General features: G+C 36.8%; 12 protein-coding genes. 11 read left to right on the forward strand and 1 reads right to left on the reverse strand.

Features of this window, described 5'->3' with window-relative positions; all coding sequences use genetic code 11:
* From EL260_RS12880 to EL260_RS12890, 3 genes are all read left to right on the forward strand, one after another.
* Complete coding sequence (locus EL260_RS12880; protein ID WP_123855737.1) at positions 1-1,188, forward strand: efflux RND transporter periplasmic adaptor subunit; 1,188 nt, start codon at positions 1-3, stop codon at positions 1,186-1,188.
* A complete protein-coding gene (locus tag EL260_RS12885) occupies positions 1,188-4,334 on the forward strand; it encodes an efflux RND transporter permease subunit (RefSeq protein ID WP_123855738.1) in 3,147 nt (1,048 codons plus the stop codon). Before EL260_RS12880 ends, EL260_RS12885 begins: the two co-directional genes overlap by 1 nt.
* A 76-nt stretch (positions 4,335-4,410) precedes the next feature.
* On the forward strand, positions 4,411-5,826 hold the full coding sequence (locus EL260_RS12890; protein ID WP_123855739.1) for an efflux transporter outer membrane subunit: 1,416 nt from the start codon (positions 4,411-4,413) through the stop codon (positions 5,824-5,826).
* A 368-nt stretch (positions 5,827-6,194) separates the two neighbouring features.
* Here EL260_RS12890 and EL260_RS12895 read toward each other — a convergent pair whose 3' ends face one another.
* Positions 6,195-6,824, reverse strand: a complete 630-nt coding sequence (locus EL260_RS12895) for a uridine kinase family protein (protein WP_123855740.1) — start codon at positions 6,822-6,824, stop codon at positions 6,195-6,197.
* 395 nt (positions 6,825-7,219) lie between these two features.
* Between EL260_RS12895 and EL260_RS12900 the strand changes: the two genes are divergently transcribed.
* The 8 genes from EL260_RS12900 to EL260_RS12935 all read left to right on the forward strand — a co-directional run bounded on the left by EL260_RS12900 (position 7,220) and on the right by EL260_RS12935 (position 15,577).
* The gene (locus EL260_RS12900; RefSeq protein ID WP_123855741.1) at positions 7,220-7,714 is read left to right on the forward strand and encodes a GNAT family N-acetyltransferase; all 495 of its coding nucleotides are present in this window, start codon (positions 7,220-7,222) and stop codon (positions 7,712-7,714) included.
* Positions 7,711-8,196 carry a MarR family winged helix-turn-helix transcriptional regulator gene (locus EL260_RS12905; protein ID WP_123855742.1) on the forward strand — a complete coding sequence of 162 codons (486 nt, stop codon included), beginning with the start codon at positions 7,711-7,713 and terminating at the stop codon, positions 8,194-8,196. The genes EL260_RS12900 and EL260_RS12905 overlap by 4 nt, the downstream gene beginning before the upstream one ends.
* Before the next feature lie 436 nt (positions 8,197-8,632).
* A complete protein-coding gene (locus tag EL260_RS12910; RefSeq protein ID WP_123855743.1) occupies positions 8,633-10,765 on the forward strand; it encodes a type VI secretion system Vgr family protein in 2,133 nt (710 codons plus the stop codon).
* A 16-nt stretch (positions 10,766-10,781) separates the two neighbouring features.
* Positions 10,782-12,809, forward strand: coding sequence for a polymorphic toxin-type HINT domain-containing protein (locus EL260_RS12915; RefSeq protein WP_123855744.1), 2,028 nt, complete (start codon positions 10,782-10,784; stop codon positions 12,807-12,809).
* A gap of 2 nt (positions 12,810-12,811) precedes the next feature.
* A complete protein-coding gene (locus tag EL260_RS12920) occupies positions 12,812-13,486 on the forward strand; it encodes an Imm26 family immunity protein (protein WP_164466517.1) in 675 nt (224 codons plus the stop codon).
* On the forward strand, positions 13,486-14,166 hold the full coding sequence (locus tag EL260_RS12925) for a hypothetical protein (protein WP_123855746.1): 681 nt from the start codon (positions 13,486-13,488) through the stop codon (positions 14,164-14,166). The genes EL260_RS12920 and EL260_RS12925 overlap by 1 nt, the downstream gene beginning before the upstream one ends.
* A gap of 15 nt (positions 14,167-14,181) precedes the next feature.
* Positions 14,182-14,658 carry a DUF4259 domain-containing protein gene (locus EL260_RS12930; protein WP_123855747.1) on the forward strand — a complete coding sequence of 159 codons (477 nt, stop codon included), beginning with the start codon at positions 14,182-14,184 and terminating at the stop codon, positions 14,656-14,658.
* A gap of 34 nt (positions 14,659-14,692) precedes the next feature.
* A complete protein-coding gene (locus EL260_RS12935) occupies positions 14,693-15,577 on the forward strand; it encodes a hypothetical protein (RefSeq protein WP_123855748.1) in 885 nt (294 codons plus the stop codon).
* Positions 15,578-15,636 lie beyond the last annotated feature (59 nt).

The following is a 15,636-nucleotide window of genomic DNA, read 5'->3' on the forward strand; positions in this document are numbered from 1 at the left end:
ATGAATAATAAGCTAGTTATACTTTCCATTGCAGCGCTTTCTCTCACAGCCTGCAAAAAAGAAGCTCCGAAACAGGATGGTGCCAAACCGTACCCTGTTGTTTCTGTGGAGTCAAAAAATATAGTAGGATATCAGACGTTTCCAGCTACCATCCAAGGTAGAGTAAACAATGATGTACGTGCTAAAATACAGGGATATATTACCCAGTTATTGGTAGATGAAGGACAATACGTTACCAAAGGACAGCCTTTGTTCCGTTTGGAGACCAATATCCTTACCGAAAATGCAGCTGCTTCTAAAGCAGGAATAGGAGCTGCTGAATCCAGTATTGCCGCTGCACAGGCCTCTGTAAATGCTGCACAGGTTGAAGTCAACAAACTGAAACCTCTGGTTCAGAAAAATATTATCAGTAACGTACAGTTACAGTCTGCTCAAGCTCAATTAGCTCAGGCTCAGGCTCAATTACAACAGGCATATGCTGCCAAAAGACAAGCTGAGGCCAACTACAAAGGAGTAGAAGCTAATATTGAATATTCCATTATTCGTGCACCAATTTCAGGAGTCGTAGGAAGACTTCCTTTAAAAGTAGGAAGTTTGGTAGGACCGTCTGATCAGACGCCTCTTACGACAATTTCTGATACTTCTGAGATCTTTGCTTACTTTGCCATGAATGAAAAAGAGTATTTTGACTTCCTTGAAAAATCTCCTGGCGCTTCTATGCCTGAGAAAATCAAAAACTTACCAATGGTTGAACTTCAGTTAGCTAATGGAAGTATTTATCCTGAAAAAGGAAGAATTGAAGCCATTACCGGACAAATAGATCCTACTACGGGAACCATTCAGTTCAGAGTTGCCTTTACCAATGCTCAAAAATTATTAAGCAACGGTAACAGTGGAACAATCAGATTCCCACAAAGTTATGATAATGTTCTTGTCGTTCCTGAAAGTGCTACTTATGAACAACAAGGTATTGTATACGTATATAAAGTAGAAAAAGGAGATACTGCGAGAAACGTTGTTGTAAATGTTATTGACAGAATTGACAATTTGGCTCTTATAAAATCAGGAGTTAATAAAGGTGAAGTAGTTGTTGCTGCAGGTATTGGAGGATTGAAACCGGGAACAGCAGTAAAACCGAAGCCAATCAAAATGGATAGTCTTGTTCAATCAATAAAACCGAAATTCTAATGATAAAAAACTTTATTAACAGACCGGTTTTATCTACCGTTATCTCAATCTTGATTGTGATTCTCGGTGTGCTAGGACTGATCTCGTTACCAGTTACACAGTATCCTGATATTGCACCGCCTACAGTAAGTGTTTCTGCCAACTATACAGGAGCTAATGCGGAAACTGTAATGAAAAGTGTTGTAGTTCCCTTAGAAGAACAAATCAACGGGGTAGAAGGTATGGACTATATTACTTCCTCTGCGGGAAATGATGGTTCTGCCCAGATTCAGGTTTTCTTTAAACAAGGAATAGATCCTGATATTGCAGCAGTAAACGTACAAAACCGTGTGGCCAGAGCTACACCTTTATTGCCGTCCGAAGTGACGCGTTCAGGGGTTGTAACTCAAAAGCAACAGACGAGTGCCCTGATGTATATGTCTTTCTATTCTGAAAATAAAGATCTTGATGATGTATACCTTCAGAACTTTTTGAATATTAATATTATTCCAAACCTGAAAAGGGTAAATGGTGTAGGGGATGCCAATGTTTTCGGAGGTAAAAACTATTCCATGAGAATCTGGCTGGATCCTGCAAAAATGGCTGCCTACAGTGTTACTCCTACGGATGTTACCAACGCGATCAACGAGCAGAGTAGAGAAGCTGCTGCGGGCTCTATTGGTCAGAACAGTGGAAGTTCTTTTGAATATATTATCAAATATGTAGGTAAATTCAATGATAAAGAACAATACGATAATATCATCATTAAATCTCTTGCAAACGGACAAAATCTTATGCTTAAAGACGTTGCTAAAGTAGAATTGGCAGGTCAGTCTTATACAGGAATCGGGGAGAACGGAAACAGTCCTTCCATCAGTATGGGGATCTTCCAGACACCGGGTTCCAATGCACAAGAGATTATTAAAAATATCAAAACGTATCTAAAATCTGCAGAAAGTACTTTCCCTAAAGGAATTAAATATACTTTTAACTTTGATACCAACGAATTCTTAGAAGCTTCTATTGAAAAAGTAGTACATACGCTGATTGAAGCTTTCATCCTGGTGTTTATTGTAGTATATATATTCCTTCAGGACTTCAGATCAACCTTGATTCCGGCCATTGCGGTTCCGGTATCTATTGTAGGGGCGTTCTTCTTCCTGAATTTATTCGGATACTCATTAAACCTGTTAACCCTTTTTGCATTGGTACTTGCCATTGGTATTGTGGTGGATGACGCCATTGTCGTCGTCGAGGCTGTTCATGCGAAGATGGAGCACGGTATTTCGGATGCTAAAAAAGCAACGGTGGAAGCGATGGATGAGATTACAGGAGCTATTATTTCTATTACTTTGGTAATGGCAGCGGTATTTATTCCAGTGACGTTTATTACAGGCCCTACAGGGGTATTCTATCAACAGTTTGGTATTACGTTAATCATCGCGATTATCATTTCTGCGATCAACGCATTAACGTTGAGCCCGGTGTTATGTTCATTATTCCTAAAGCCTCACGCAGAACATCATGCAGAGTATAAGAATTTAAATCTGCTACAGAAGTTTTTCTACAAATTTAATATTGCTTTTAAAACAACAACTGAGCGTTACGGAAGAGGGTTTGTATTTCTGTTAAGACATAAATGGGTAACCTTAGTAATCTTTGCGGTTACAGGAGGTATTTTATATTGGGCAAGCGGAACCATGAAAAAAGGTTTTGTTCCTACAGAGGATAGAGGAATTATCTTTACTGATGTTCAGCTTCCTCCGGGTGCTTCTATGGAAAGAACGTATAATGCTTTGAAAACCCTTCAGGCTAAAGCATTGAAAGTTCCAGGAGTACAAAATGTAACGATTTCTACAGGTAGAGGATTCTTATCCGGAAACGGAAGTAATAATGGTCTTGCCTTTGTTAAACTGAAACCATTTGACGAAAGGAAAAAAGATGGTCAGACTTCTGAAGATATTACCAAAAAGCTATTTGGAATTGTAGGAGCTGTACCTGATGCTAAAGTAGTATTCTTTCAACCACCAAGTGTACCAGGATTTGGTAACAGTGCAGGTTTTGAAATGGTATTGCTGGACAAATCAGGGGGAGAATATGCTGACCTGGATAATAAAACCAATGAATTCATCGGTAAATTGATGCAGAGACCTGAAATTCAGTTTGCGCAGACTTCATTTAACACAAAATACCCTCAGTATCAGATGGAGATCAATGTTCCTCTGAGCAAGCAGCTTGGGGTTTCAGTAAATGATATTCTGGCGACCATGCAAGGGTATATCGGGGGTATTTATACTGCCGACTTTACAAAGTATGGAAAGCAGTTTAGGGTAATGGTTCAGGCACTTCCTGAAAATAGAAAGAACATCGAAAATCTGAATCAGCTCTATGTCAGAACAGGATCAGGTATCATGTCTCCTATTTCGCAGTTTGTAACATTGAAAAAAGCATATGGACCACAATCTGTAAGCCGTTATAACCTGTTTACCTCGGTAAAGGTGACAGGAGCAAACTCTGACGGATACAGTTCCGGGGATGCTATTGCTGCTGTACAACAAGTGGCCGATGAAACCCTGAATCAAAATTATGCAGTAGAATTTACAGGGTTAACCAGAGAAGAATTAAATTCAGGATCTCAGACCCTTCTGATTTTCGGGCTAAGTTTGGTTTTTGTTTATTTTATCCTTTCTGCACAGTATGAAAGTTATATCCTTCCACTAATCGTTGTTATCTCTCTTCCTCTTGGGGTAATGGGAGCTTATTTCGGACAGAAGATTATGGGCTTGGAAAATAATATTTATTTCCAGATTGCCCTGATCATGCTCGTCGGATTGTTGGCGAAAAATGCAATCCTTATTGTTGAATTTGCAGTCCAAAGAAGGCATCATGGTGAAACAATTGTAATGTCTGCTATTAATGCGGCCAAAGCGAGAGTAAGACCGATTTTGATGACCTCATTTGCCTTTATCTTTGGTTTATTACCGTTGGTGCTTGCAAGTGGAATTGGTGCTGTAGGTAACAGATCAATTGCAACAGGAGCAGCTATAGGATTGTTGATAGGTACTATTTTAGGACTTTTTGTAATTCCGGTATTGTATGTGATTTTTGAAAGCATACAGGAGAAAATTAAGCCTATCAAAAAAGAAGATATCAATTTAGCAGAGTAAATTAATTTAGTTTAAGGTTTTTTGGTAAAAGTTTAATGCTGAAAACCGGAAACCTTGAACTTTTAAATTTCAAATAATGAAAAGTTTAATAAACATCATAAAAGGAATAACTTTCTCAGCGATTATGCTGGGAGCAATCACGTCCTGTATGGCCAGAAAGGAATATGAAAGGCCGAAGAACGTTGTTGACGAAAAGCTTTTCCGTACCGATATGCTTCCTTCAGACAGCGCTACCATTGCCAATGTTTCCTGGAAGGAAATCTTTACAGATCCCCTGCTTCAGGGGCATATTTCAAAGGCTTTAGATAATAACCTGGATATCAGGATTGCTTTGCAAAGTATCACTTCTGCAGAAGCGTACCTTAAACAAAGCAAGGCAGCATACGCACCAACCCTTTCGGTAGGACCTAATTATACTTTCCAGACCCAGTCTATCAATACTCAGTTTGGACAGATCATTGGAGAAAGAAGGTATGTTAATCAGTTTGATATTACGGCAAGTCTGGGCTGGGAAGCAGATATTTGGGGAAAAATGAAAGCACAGGAAAAAGCCCAATTAGCAGCTTATTTAGGAACTGTTGCTGCTCATAAAGCGGTAAAAAGCAGTCTTGTTTCTTCCATTGCTTCTGCATATTATCAGTTGCTGACATTTGATGCTCAGAAAAAGATCATCATAGAAACCATTGCGATTCGTGAGAAGAATCTGGAAACAACAAAGGCACTGAAAGCTTCCGGAACCCTTACTGAGGTAGCGGTACAGCAGAGTGAAGCTCTTGTTTTCAATGCAAAGTCTTTATTGATTGATATCGATACACAAATTCAATTGCTGGAAAACACTATGAGCCTCTTAATGGGGGAACCATCACATACTATTGAAAGATCTACTTTGGAAGGACAAAATCTTCCAATCGATCTGAAGTTAGGGTATCCGGCTCAATTGTTGGCGAACCGTCCGGATGTCATGAGAGCAGAATACAATTTAATGAATGCATTTGAATTAACTAATGCTGCAAAAGCTCAGTTTTATCCAACGTTGAAGCTTACAGGAACAGGAGGACTTCAGTCTGTAGATATTGACCATCTCTTCAATGTAAACTCATTATTTGCAAATGTGGTGGCAGGATTGGCACAACCTATTTTGAATAAAAGAACCATCAAAACTAACTATGATGTGAGTCTTGCTAACCAAGAGACCGCGTATTTAAACTTCAGAAAGACAGTTCTTACTGCCGGAAAAGAAGTTTCTGATGCAATTAGGGTTTTCTCTGTTCAGGATTCATTTATTGAGTTAAAGCAAAAAGAATTGGATGCCTACAAAAAATCAGTAGACTATTCTCAGGAATTAGTCAACTACGGGATGGCCAATTATCTTGAGGTTTTAAATGCCAGTGTAAATTCATTGAATGCAGAGCTTAATATTTCTAATGCGAGATATAACAAAATGAAAGCTGCTGTTGAGCTGTATCAAGCTCTTGGTGGAGGATGGAAATAAACAATATTTTGTGATCAATTATAAAACGTGTGTCAGTAATGACACACGTTTTGCATTTTAAAGTTTTCAACAAAAAGCTGTGTTGGTTGAATACTAAGCTTTTGTAAAGATTATCAAAAAAGTCAGGTAACGACTTGGTAACGGTACTTATTGCTTTACTTTTCAATGTATTTCCGTTCGCTCGTAGCAAAATACAAAATTATCTTTCTCAAATCCTTAGAAAAATTTCTATTACATCTAATTTGACAAGGTAATAAAAGTCTTGTTATTAAATAGCTTTATAAATCTTTGCCCATATATTCTGCCAGAGAAGATTTCAGTTGGTTTAAAAATGCAGTGCGGGAACAGCTTCGGGTTTTCATTATCTTTTATACTTCAATTATTAAATCAAAAGAAGTTTTTTGTCTTAATTTTTCAAAATAGTAAGCCTCTGTTGCATCCCAACGTTGATGCCATTTTTCCGAAAATTCTAAGTCGTCCCGTAGAGAAAGTCTACGGTGTCGCTCTTCAATTGTTACGTCTATGAGGAGTGTAAGGTCTAATACGTCTTGTAAGAATTGACTTGATGAATAAGCTCCTTCGAGAAGAATAATGCTAGAAGAGTTGAGAACTGTTTCCTCTTTTTGTAATGGGTATGTGCCGTCTGGCTGCAATCCTGCAATAAAATCAAACGCAAACCATTTGGCTTGCTCTCCCTTACGAAGTGGTTCAATTGCAAGTCTTCTCACTTTTTCCCAATCAAAAACCTTTTCCATTTTTTCAGTTATGGAAAATTCATCCCATTTATGATCAGGAATGTGTGCAGAAAAAAAGTCATCAAGAGGAATTATTACAGCTTGTAGTTTGATGCACAATTGTTTGGCAATTGTGGATTTTCCCGCTCCGCTTCCACCGTCTATTGATATAACTATAGGTCTTTGCAACTTGTTTGATAAATACAATATCTCATTTGCCGCTTTATTTATTTGTTCATCAATATGGTCTTTAGATTTGCTCATTCTCTTATTTTTTTTGAATTTCCCATGGCGTAATATAAAACTTTTCACGACTCCCAGATTGGCTAAATTTATCTGTTTTTAATTAATTATGCATTGTTTTATCAAATACTAAATTACAAAAAGAGCCACCCTAAATTTTTTTAATCACTTTATTGTTTTAGAGCTGTGTCACAAAAAACCGTTCCAAACCTTTAAATTTATGTCACACCTTTGCGCTTTCTTTTTGATAATCATTTTGGGAATATCCAAAAGCATTACATTACACGATGTGGCTGTTTTTCTGCTGCGAACGATAATTCATTCTTTTAATTTCTGTTAAATTTCTTATAAAGATAAATTTCCATTTGTATATATGTATTTAACTACGTAGTTTTATACTTTAAATATCAACCCCTATGAAATTACAGATACAGCCTATAGGAAATGCTTACTCAGAGCAGGCTATTGACCTGATTTTGACAATTCAACAAAAAGAATTTAATATTCCAATTACGATAGATGATCAACCAGATCTAAGGCAGATTGAAAGTTTTTATCAGGAAGCGGGTGGAAACTTCTGGGGAGCTTTTATAGAGGGCGAATTGGTAGGATCTATTGCTTTGGTAAAATTTGATGAAAGAGCCGGAGCGATTAGAAAAATGTTTGTAAAAAAAGAATTCAGAGGCAGAGAGTTGAATGTTGCACAAATCTTATTGGACATTTTAATTGCTTTCTGTCATGAAAATGAAATTGATGACATATACTTGGGGACAATCACGGTATTAAAAGCAGCTCAGCGTTTTTATGAAAGAAATTCTTTTGAAAAGATTAAAAAAGAAAACCTTCCGGATCGTTTCCCCTTAATGAGTGCTGACGATATTTTTTATCACCTACCTATTAACAGAATATGAATGTTATTAACGAAGCAGGAATTCTTGCCATATCTACCAGGCTACACCGTCTCAGTGAACAGCTGAGAAAGGATGGTGCTCTAATTTATAAAGCGTTTGGAATTGATTTCGAGTTAAAATGGTTCCCTGTAATCTTTACCATCTATAAAAAAGAAATAGCAAGTGTAGTGGAAATTGCCAATGAAATAGGGTATACCCATCCATCCACTATAACTTTACTTAAAGAATTGGAAAAACAGGAATTAATACAATGGGAAAAAGATAAGCAGGATGAACGTAAAAGATTATTTAGGCTTACTGCTAAAGGGCAAGAACTTATTGGAAAAATGAAACCGGTATGGGAACTGATGTCTCAGATATTAGGAGACATTTCTGATAATCAGAATAACCTTTTAGTTGCTATTGATGAAGCAGAACAGAAAATTGCGAATCAGTCTTTTTACCAGAGAGCATTGCAGCTTAAGAATTCAAATAAAACTTAATCTGTTTTCAATTTTTTAACTATAACTTAACAATCCATGTTGCTGATAATCTGAAGGTAACATGGATTTTTTTTTTCAATAATGAGAAAAAGCTTTACTGAAAGGACATTATAAAATTCATTGTCGTAGAACTACTACAATTTCTCAAATAATCGGTAATTCATTTTGATGTGAATATTTAAGATGATATATTGCATTACCAAAATCACTAAAAAAACTTATGAAAAAATACCGAAATCAACCCCTTTTTAAAGTAATACTAAGTACTTAAAGTGGAATTATTTTTCTAGAAATTCTAACTGCACCCATCTCAGATCAATCATCGAATATCTTGTTCCAGAGGCCGTTGCAAGCTATAGATTGGTTCTTTGAGCTAAAGGGTCTCGCCTGTAAAGGTTGAATATCCAATTAAGTCATACACCAAAAAGAAAATGTCATGTTTCAGGAAAAGAATAATCTTCCCAAACCGGAAATAGATTCGGACAAGACAGGTTTTGTAAACAAAATCCAAGACAATAAGAAAATTAAAGAAGTAAAGAAAGTTGCTTCAAAAGTAAATAATGCAGTCAATGTGGTGAATACAGGTAAACAATTCCTGAATCAACCTTTGCTGCCCAACGAACCTGCAATTATCAAAGAAAAGCTTTGGGCAAAACAGCCTACTTCCAGAATATTCAACGCAGACAGTATCCCGGAGAGTGCGATAGCAGGAATCAACCGTGTTGTAAAGCTTGATATCCATGTGGAAGGTAAGCCTATAAAATATTTCAAACACTTTAAACTTACGCAAAGCGCTACTAAACATCATGAATTTGAACTTATTCTAGCCCATGATACGTTAGGAAGTGCAGAAAACCATAATCTTGAAGAAGTACAGAATTTTCTTGGAAAGAGGATTACTGTTGTTTTCAAATATAAAGATGTGGAAGGAGGTGCAGAAAGAAATTTTGTAGGAGTTATCACAGAAGTCGGATTCAGTCAGGAAAAAGGAAGTCTGGGCAATCTTGTTTTGTCAGGCTTCAGCCCAACAATCTTGCTAGATGCGGCACCTCATATTCAAAGCTTTGGAGGAGCGCAGCCTATCAGTTTGAACAGTATTGCCAATGAAGTGATTAAAGAAGGATTGGGACAGGGAAAATTTGATTTTAGGGTAGATGCCCGTCATGGAAATGTCTCATACAGCTCTCAATACGAAGAAACCCATTATAACTATCTGGCAAGAATTGCTGAAGCTTATGGGGAACAATTTTTCTACGATGGGGAAGTCTTACACTTCGGGCAGCTTCCACCACAGGAAAAACCTGTAATGCTGACCTATGGCAGTAATCTGACCGATGTTAAAATTAAAATGAAAGCTCAGCATGTGAATCCTTCATTCTATGGATATAACAGTAGCAAAAATGAAAAATTTAAAGGTGGAAGTTCAAAAATAACCCATACCTCAGATATTGCTAAGCGCGCGTATGAAATTTCAGAAAAGACTTTTCAAACGCCATCTTTAAGAGTAGCTCCCATCAAAGCTTCTTCTTTTATGGATATTGATGCTTCTCAAAAAGGAACAGCAGGAAGCAATGCTTCACAGGTTTTTATCACTTCTGGAAATACAACGGTCCCATTTCTTTATCCTGGCTGTATTGCAGATATTCAAATGCGTAAAACAGACACCAACAATACTTCCTATTTTACAAAATTAATGCTCATAGAGGTCACTCATGAGGTAGATGCCCGTGGGTATTATGACGGATCTTTTCAGGCCATAGCTTCTGATACCGGATTTATTCCAAGACCGGAATTTACTGTTCCTGTGGCAGAACCCCAGTTTGGAAAGGTAATTTCCAATACCGATCCTGAAAATCAAGGCCGTGTACAGGTTCAACTTGACTGGCAGAGTGGGCAAGACACTACGGAATTTATCCGTGTAATGTCTCCCGATGCCGGAAGCAGTGAAAAGGTTGGCAAAAACAGGGGATTTATGTCTATTCCTGAAGTGGGAGATCAGGTGATTGTTAATTTTGTACATCTTCATCCGGATCGTCCTTTTGTAATGGGCGGAATGTATCATGGTGGGATTGGAGCTGGTGGCGGTGCTGGTAATAATGTCATGAGTTTCAGTGGCCGAAGCGGTGCAGAGCTTAAATATGATAATGGAGCAGGATCTATGAATCTTAAAGATCAGGGTGGTGCCAATATGAATTTTGACGGAACCGGAAATGCAACCACCAATGCCAATAGCAACCATACTGTGAATGCAGGAAGTACGAATGTAATTAATGTAGGAGGTAAGAAAGATGCTCCACCACAATCCTTGTTAAAAATGGATGCCGGCGGAAATATTACCTTGGACGGAAAAACAAGTATTACATTACAGGTAGGAGATAATTCTATCACTATATCCGAAGCAGGAATTATGGCATCAGCAGGAAAAGGAACTATTGACATTACCGCGCTTACAGGAGCGTTAGGGCTCTCAAGTAAAGGAGGAGCGATGAATATTAGCACAGATTCACCACTTACCATTACCGGAGGGCCAAGTGCTGTAATGTCTTCGGGAGATACCAATATTATGTAATGCTAAAACAGAAATCATGGATGAGCTAGAATACATAACCCTCAATGCCCTGATGATGTGTGACCAGGGAGCAGCTCCGGATTTCTTCAAACCTACGTTCAATACAAAGGTGAAGATCCACGGTTGTCTTGTAGCAACGAATCAAGATGCTACTCCTTTGGTTAACATACCTTCCTTCAAGGTATGTAAGATTAGTGGTGGCCCCTGTACCCCTGCCACAGTTCCTATGACCTGGCAAGATACCTGGCAGGTGAAAATTAACGGAATCCGGTCTTTGATAGGAAAAAGTACGTGTCAATGTCCTGTTGGGGGGAAGGTTGAGTTTATGACCAGCGGACAGGTTCCTCTTCCGGAAGATGCTGCCCAGGAGGTAAAAGATATGCAGGATCAGGCACAGCGTGAACTTGACGACAGTGGGAATGGTAATAGTGTAGGGGAAGCAGGTTTTGTGGAAGGGATGATTCCTGTGTGGGGAAGCGGTCGTGACCTTATCAATGACATACAAACCGGAGATGTAGGCGGTAGCCTTATGAATGCCGGATTTTTAATATGGGATGTAGCCTCCATTGCGGTAGGTGTGGTTTCTTTTGGAACCGGAACGGTAGCCATGCAGGGAGCAAAAGCAGGATTGAAAGGCGCTATAAAAGCCGGTGCAAAAGCCATATCTAAAGAAGCGCTTCAGCAGATGGGAAAAGCAGCGATGAAAAAACTGAGCAAAGAAGCTTTAAAGAAAAGTGTGGATGATATCGCTAAAAAGTTGCTTAAAACCTGTGTTTTTGCCTGTTTTCCAGCCGGAACACCTGTTCATACCGAACACGGAATTAAAAATATTGAAGATATCCGAATCGGAGACCAGGTATGGGCTTATGATGAAGATACAGATACTGTAGCTCTTCAGCCGGTGATTGATCTTATCGTCAATGAAAGTGATCATACCATTAGTATTTATACAGAAGCAGAAGTAATTGAAACCACAGCTACCCATCCTTTTTATACGAATGGAGAATGGATTGATGCTTCGGAACTGAAAGAAGGAGATAAAATCCTTTTGCGTGACCAGCAAGAAGGTGTTATACAAAAAACAGAATTTAATTATACGCCTCAGAAAGTCTATAATTTTGAGGTAGACCAATGGCATAATTACTTTGTAGGAGACTCAGGAGTTCTGGTTCATAACAGTGGAAAATGCTTAAGTAAAATGGCTGATGAAGCCGCTGAACTTGTTGCAAAAACCTGGGATGATCTGGCTAAGCTTAAACACTGTTTCCCTGCCGGAACTTTAGTGAAAATTGATGAAAATAGCGGCTATGCAGCGATTGAAACAATTTCTGTAGGAGATTATGTTACAGCTTTTGATCTGGATGAACATACGGAAGTCTTAAAACAGGTTACCGGAGTGTACGTGAATCATACGGAAAGTCTTTGCAGACTGTATATTGGAGATGAAATCATTGAAAGTACATCAGCCCACAGGTTCTGGTCATTAACCCATAATGACTGGATTAATGCAGAAGATATTGAGAGCGGAAATCTATTGATGGATGCTACCGGAAAATCTGTCATTGTAGAAAAGACCGAAAAAATTGCTGGAAATTTCAAAACTTATAATCTGGAAGTGGATGAAGTACATAATTATTTTGTGTCTTCACTTGATATTCTGGTACATAATGGAAAATCAAATCCATTTCCAAATTCTGTGTTTAATGATACGACAAAAAGATCGACGGAAATTTACAAATTCTTTGAAAAAGGGCCTCCACCCAAAGATATTTATGTGGGTAAAACAGTACAGGGCTTAGGGAAAAGAATTGACCAACATATAACAGAAAAAGGGTTGCAAAAGCTGGTAAGCGAGGGGAAATTGGGATATAAAGTTATAGATGGTGGTATGTGGACTCCTTTTCAAACAGCAGCCAGAGAACAGCATTATATTTCAAGCCTTGGAACAAAAGGGCGCAAGGGGGCTGCAGCTATATGGAATAAAATTAATGCAGTTTCAAAAAAGAAATTTGATTATTTTAGTAAAATTATACCATGTCCATAATTATGAATAAAAAATTAAAAGTAGGAGATATCTTTTTTTTGCAGCTAAACGATTCAAAGAAATATATTTTTGGAAGAATTTTGTTTGATGTCAAAAAACAATATCATAAAAAGATTGATTCAAAAATTTTTTCCGAAAGTTATATGCCCTATTTAATGATGTTCTATAGAGAATGTCAATTGGTAGAGTTATATGACGGTTTGTATGACCAATCGAATTCTTATGATAATACTTCCAAAATTATTATCCCAAGGGTTTTAACTCAAGCAATAGACTCAAAATGGAATATACTGAATTGGGGAATCATTAAAAATGAGCCTGTTGATTATACTAAAGTTGAATTTCCAGAACACTTAAATATCATGTCAAACATAGTAAAACTGGACAGAGGTGAAATATCTATCAAAACCAATCTGAACATTAAAGATAATATGATAGATAATTTTAATAGTGAGATGTATGTTCCTGCAACAATTGCTTACGCCAGCCTGGACTTCCAAAATAAAAGGGAGTTTATTCCTGAAGATGCTAGGTGGCCAGAGTATATAAAAAATGGGGATTTACTTTATCATCCTGAACTCAGAACAAAAATTTATACAGAGCTAAATATTGATCCAAATAAAAGCTATTATGAATTATCTAAGGAAATGGGATTTGATTTAGAGAGATTTTATTAATGAGTAAAAAAATAGGAACTGGAGATATTTTTTATCTAAAAATAGAAAATGAAAATCTATATGTATTTGGTAGGGTTTTATTTGATGTTAATTCTCAATTTAATAAGATTATAAAGAAAACGGAATTATCAGAGGAATACTTTCCAATTCTAGCCGGATTTTATCAAGGATATCAGTTAATAGAAATGTATGATGGAATTTATGAAAATATAGATGATTTTACCGAATCAAAAGTTATTATTCCAAGAGTTTTAGTAACATCATTGAATAACTCGAAATATAATTCATTGGAATTTGGAAAAATAAAAAATATTAATGCAGATTATACAAAAGTTGAATTTCCTGAAAATTCGACTTATGATATGGATGGAGCTATCCTTTCTTGTGGAGAATTAAATTTAAAAACCAGTTTATCAGAAAAACATTTTAAAGAGCAAGACTATCAGATTTCTTCATGTGTACCAAGAGTTCTATTACATGCTACTTTAGATTTTAAAAAAAGAAGAGATCTTATACCACAAGAAGTAATAAGACCTCATTATTTAATTAAAAATGATTTGCATTATAATAATGAATTAAGAGAAGTGGTTTATAATAATCTTAATTTAGATCCTAATAAAAGCTATTATGAATTATCTAAGGAAATGGGATTTGATTTAGCCAGATTCTATGAACATTAATTTAAAAATATAATTATGGGCGCTTGGGGATACAAGAATTTTGAAAATGATACTGCAACAGATTGGTTTGCAGAACTGGAGGGATCTCCGGATAAAGAATTGGTGATTCCTTATCTTACCAAAATTTTGGATGAAGATGATTTTATAGATGACGAAGAAAGTTTTATTACATTAGCAACCCTTGAAGCACTGAATGGTCGTCTGAAGCTGATCTCTACAGATTATATTCTGCCGCAGTTGGAATCTGTAGATACGATTGTCCTGGCCCAAATGGTAATAAGGGCAGCTAAAAAGATCCTTTTCTTTAAAGAGCATTCAGAATTAAGGGAATTATGGCAGGAATCTGATGAATACCATCAATGGTTTAATTATCAGGTTTCGTTAATTATAAAGCTTGATCATTTTTACAGTAACTATAATTTTGTTGAGAAAGAGAGTGATCCGGAAATTGAGGCGGAATGGTCGAAATATATAAAAACTAATTTTTCATAGATAAAAAGTATCCAGAGTACACCACTTTAATGAAATGAGCATTTCAAATTTCTTTTTTGGGGAAAATATTCCTCTTCTTCAGCTTGAAAAATTCTCGCAGGAATATACCTTGAATGTGGAGAATACCTTTTTGATGGGTAAAGAAAACCCCGCAATCTCTTTAAAAACCTCATCGGATCTTGTTATTGCGCAGGAAAAAGGTGAAAAATATATTGAGAATACCATAAAACTAAGAGAAATCACGGGTGATACTGAAGATCATGTGATGAAACCCTTTCTGTTGCAAAGTCTTGCCCTTGCAGATATTTCCCGTAATATTCAACTGAAAAGAGATCTCAATGGGAAAATACTTTCCGTTGAAAATAAGGCGGATCTTTGGAAGAACTGGGAAGAATGGAAAGAGAATAAGTTGGCAATGCTATTTCCTGAAGAGAAAGACCAGCTCAAGTTTATTTCCAATTATGAAAAAGGGCTGAAAAACTTTGAGGGAGAACTAAAGAAAAATCTGCAATACATTCTTTTATTGCCGGAACTTTACAGCCTGATCTTTCCCCCCAATGAATATTATAGTTTTCTATTCAGCCCATCGAATATCCGATCCAGGTTGATTGATGGAGTAGAGTACATCTATCAGTTGAAACTGGTAAAGCTTGAAGAGGAAAACAATATCCTTTTTGTTGAGTTTCATTCCGTACTGAATAATCGGGATGAATTGATGAAAAGTCATATCAAAAAGCTTTATGAGAAGGAGAAAGATTTCTCTATTGACCAGTTTGAATTCAGTATCAAAACAAAATACAATTTCGAAAAAACAACGGCTAAAATTCTGAATGCTGAGCTTCATTTTGTGGAAAAAATGCACGAGCATTTAGCCTATCTGATTGATATGGATTTGAATAGTAAATCTGCTGAGTTTTAACAATAAAAAAGAGTTGTAATGTTTAAAATTACAACTCTTTGATTTATTTTTCAGATGGA

It is taken from the genome of Chryseobacterium nakagawai, assembly GCF_900637665.1.
Taxonomy (GTDB): Bacteria; Bacteroidota; Bacteroidia; order Flavobacteriales; family Weeksellaceae; genus Chryseobacterium; species Chryseobacterium nakagawai.

Bases quoted from the DNA above. Each gene is read 5' to 3' on its own strand.
- EL260_RS12885 (WP_123855738.1), top strand. From the start codon at position 1,188: ATGATAAAAAACTTTATTAACAGACCGGTTTTATCTACCGTTATCTCA.
- EL260_RS12915 (WP_123855744.1), top strand. From the start codon at position 10,782: ATGGATGAGCTAGAATACATAACCCTCAATGCCCTGATGATGTGTGAC.
- EL260_RS12935 (WP_123855748.1), top strand. From the start codon at position 14,693: ATGAGCATTTCAAATTTCTTTTTTGGGGAAAATATTCCTCTTCTTCAG.
- EL260_RS12895 (WP_123855740.1), bottom strand. From the start codon at position 6,824: ATGAGCAAATCTAAAGACCATATTGATGAACAAATAAATAAAGCGGCA.
- EL260_RS12890 (WP_123855739.1), top strand. From the start codon at position 4,411: ATGAAAAGTTTAATAAACATCATAAAAGGAATAACTTTCTCAGCGATT.
- EL260_RS12910 (WP_123855743.1), top strand. From the start codon at position 8,633: ATGTTTCAGGAAAAGAATAATCTTCCCAAACCGGAAATAGATTCGGAC.
- EL260_RS12900 (WP_123855741.1), top strand. From the start codon at position 7,220: ATGAAATTACAGATACAGCCTATAGGAAATGCTTACTCAGAGCAGGCT.
- EL260_RS12905 (WP_123855742.1), top strand. From the start codon at position 7,711: ATGAATGTTATTAACGAAGCAGGAATTCTTGCCATATCTACCAGGCTA.
- EL260_RS12930 (WP_123855747.1), top strand. From the start codon at position 14,182: ATGGGCGCTTGGGGATACAAGAATTTTGAAAATGATACTGCAACAGAT.
- EL260_RS12880 (WP_123855737.1), top strand. From the start codon at position 1: ATGAATAATAAGCTAGTTATACTTTCCATTGCAGCGCTTTCTCTCACA.
- EL260_RS12920 (WP_164466517.1), top strand. From the start codon at position 12,812: ATGAATAAAAAATTAAAAGTAGGAGATATCTTTTTTTTGCAGCTAAAC.
- EL260_RS12925 (WP_123855746.1), top strand. From the start codon at position 13,486: ATGAGTAAAAAAATAGGAACTGGAGATATTTTTTATCTAAAAATAGAA.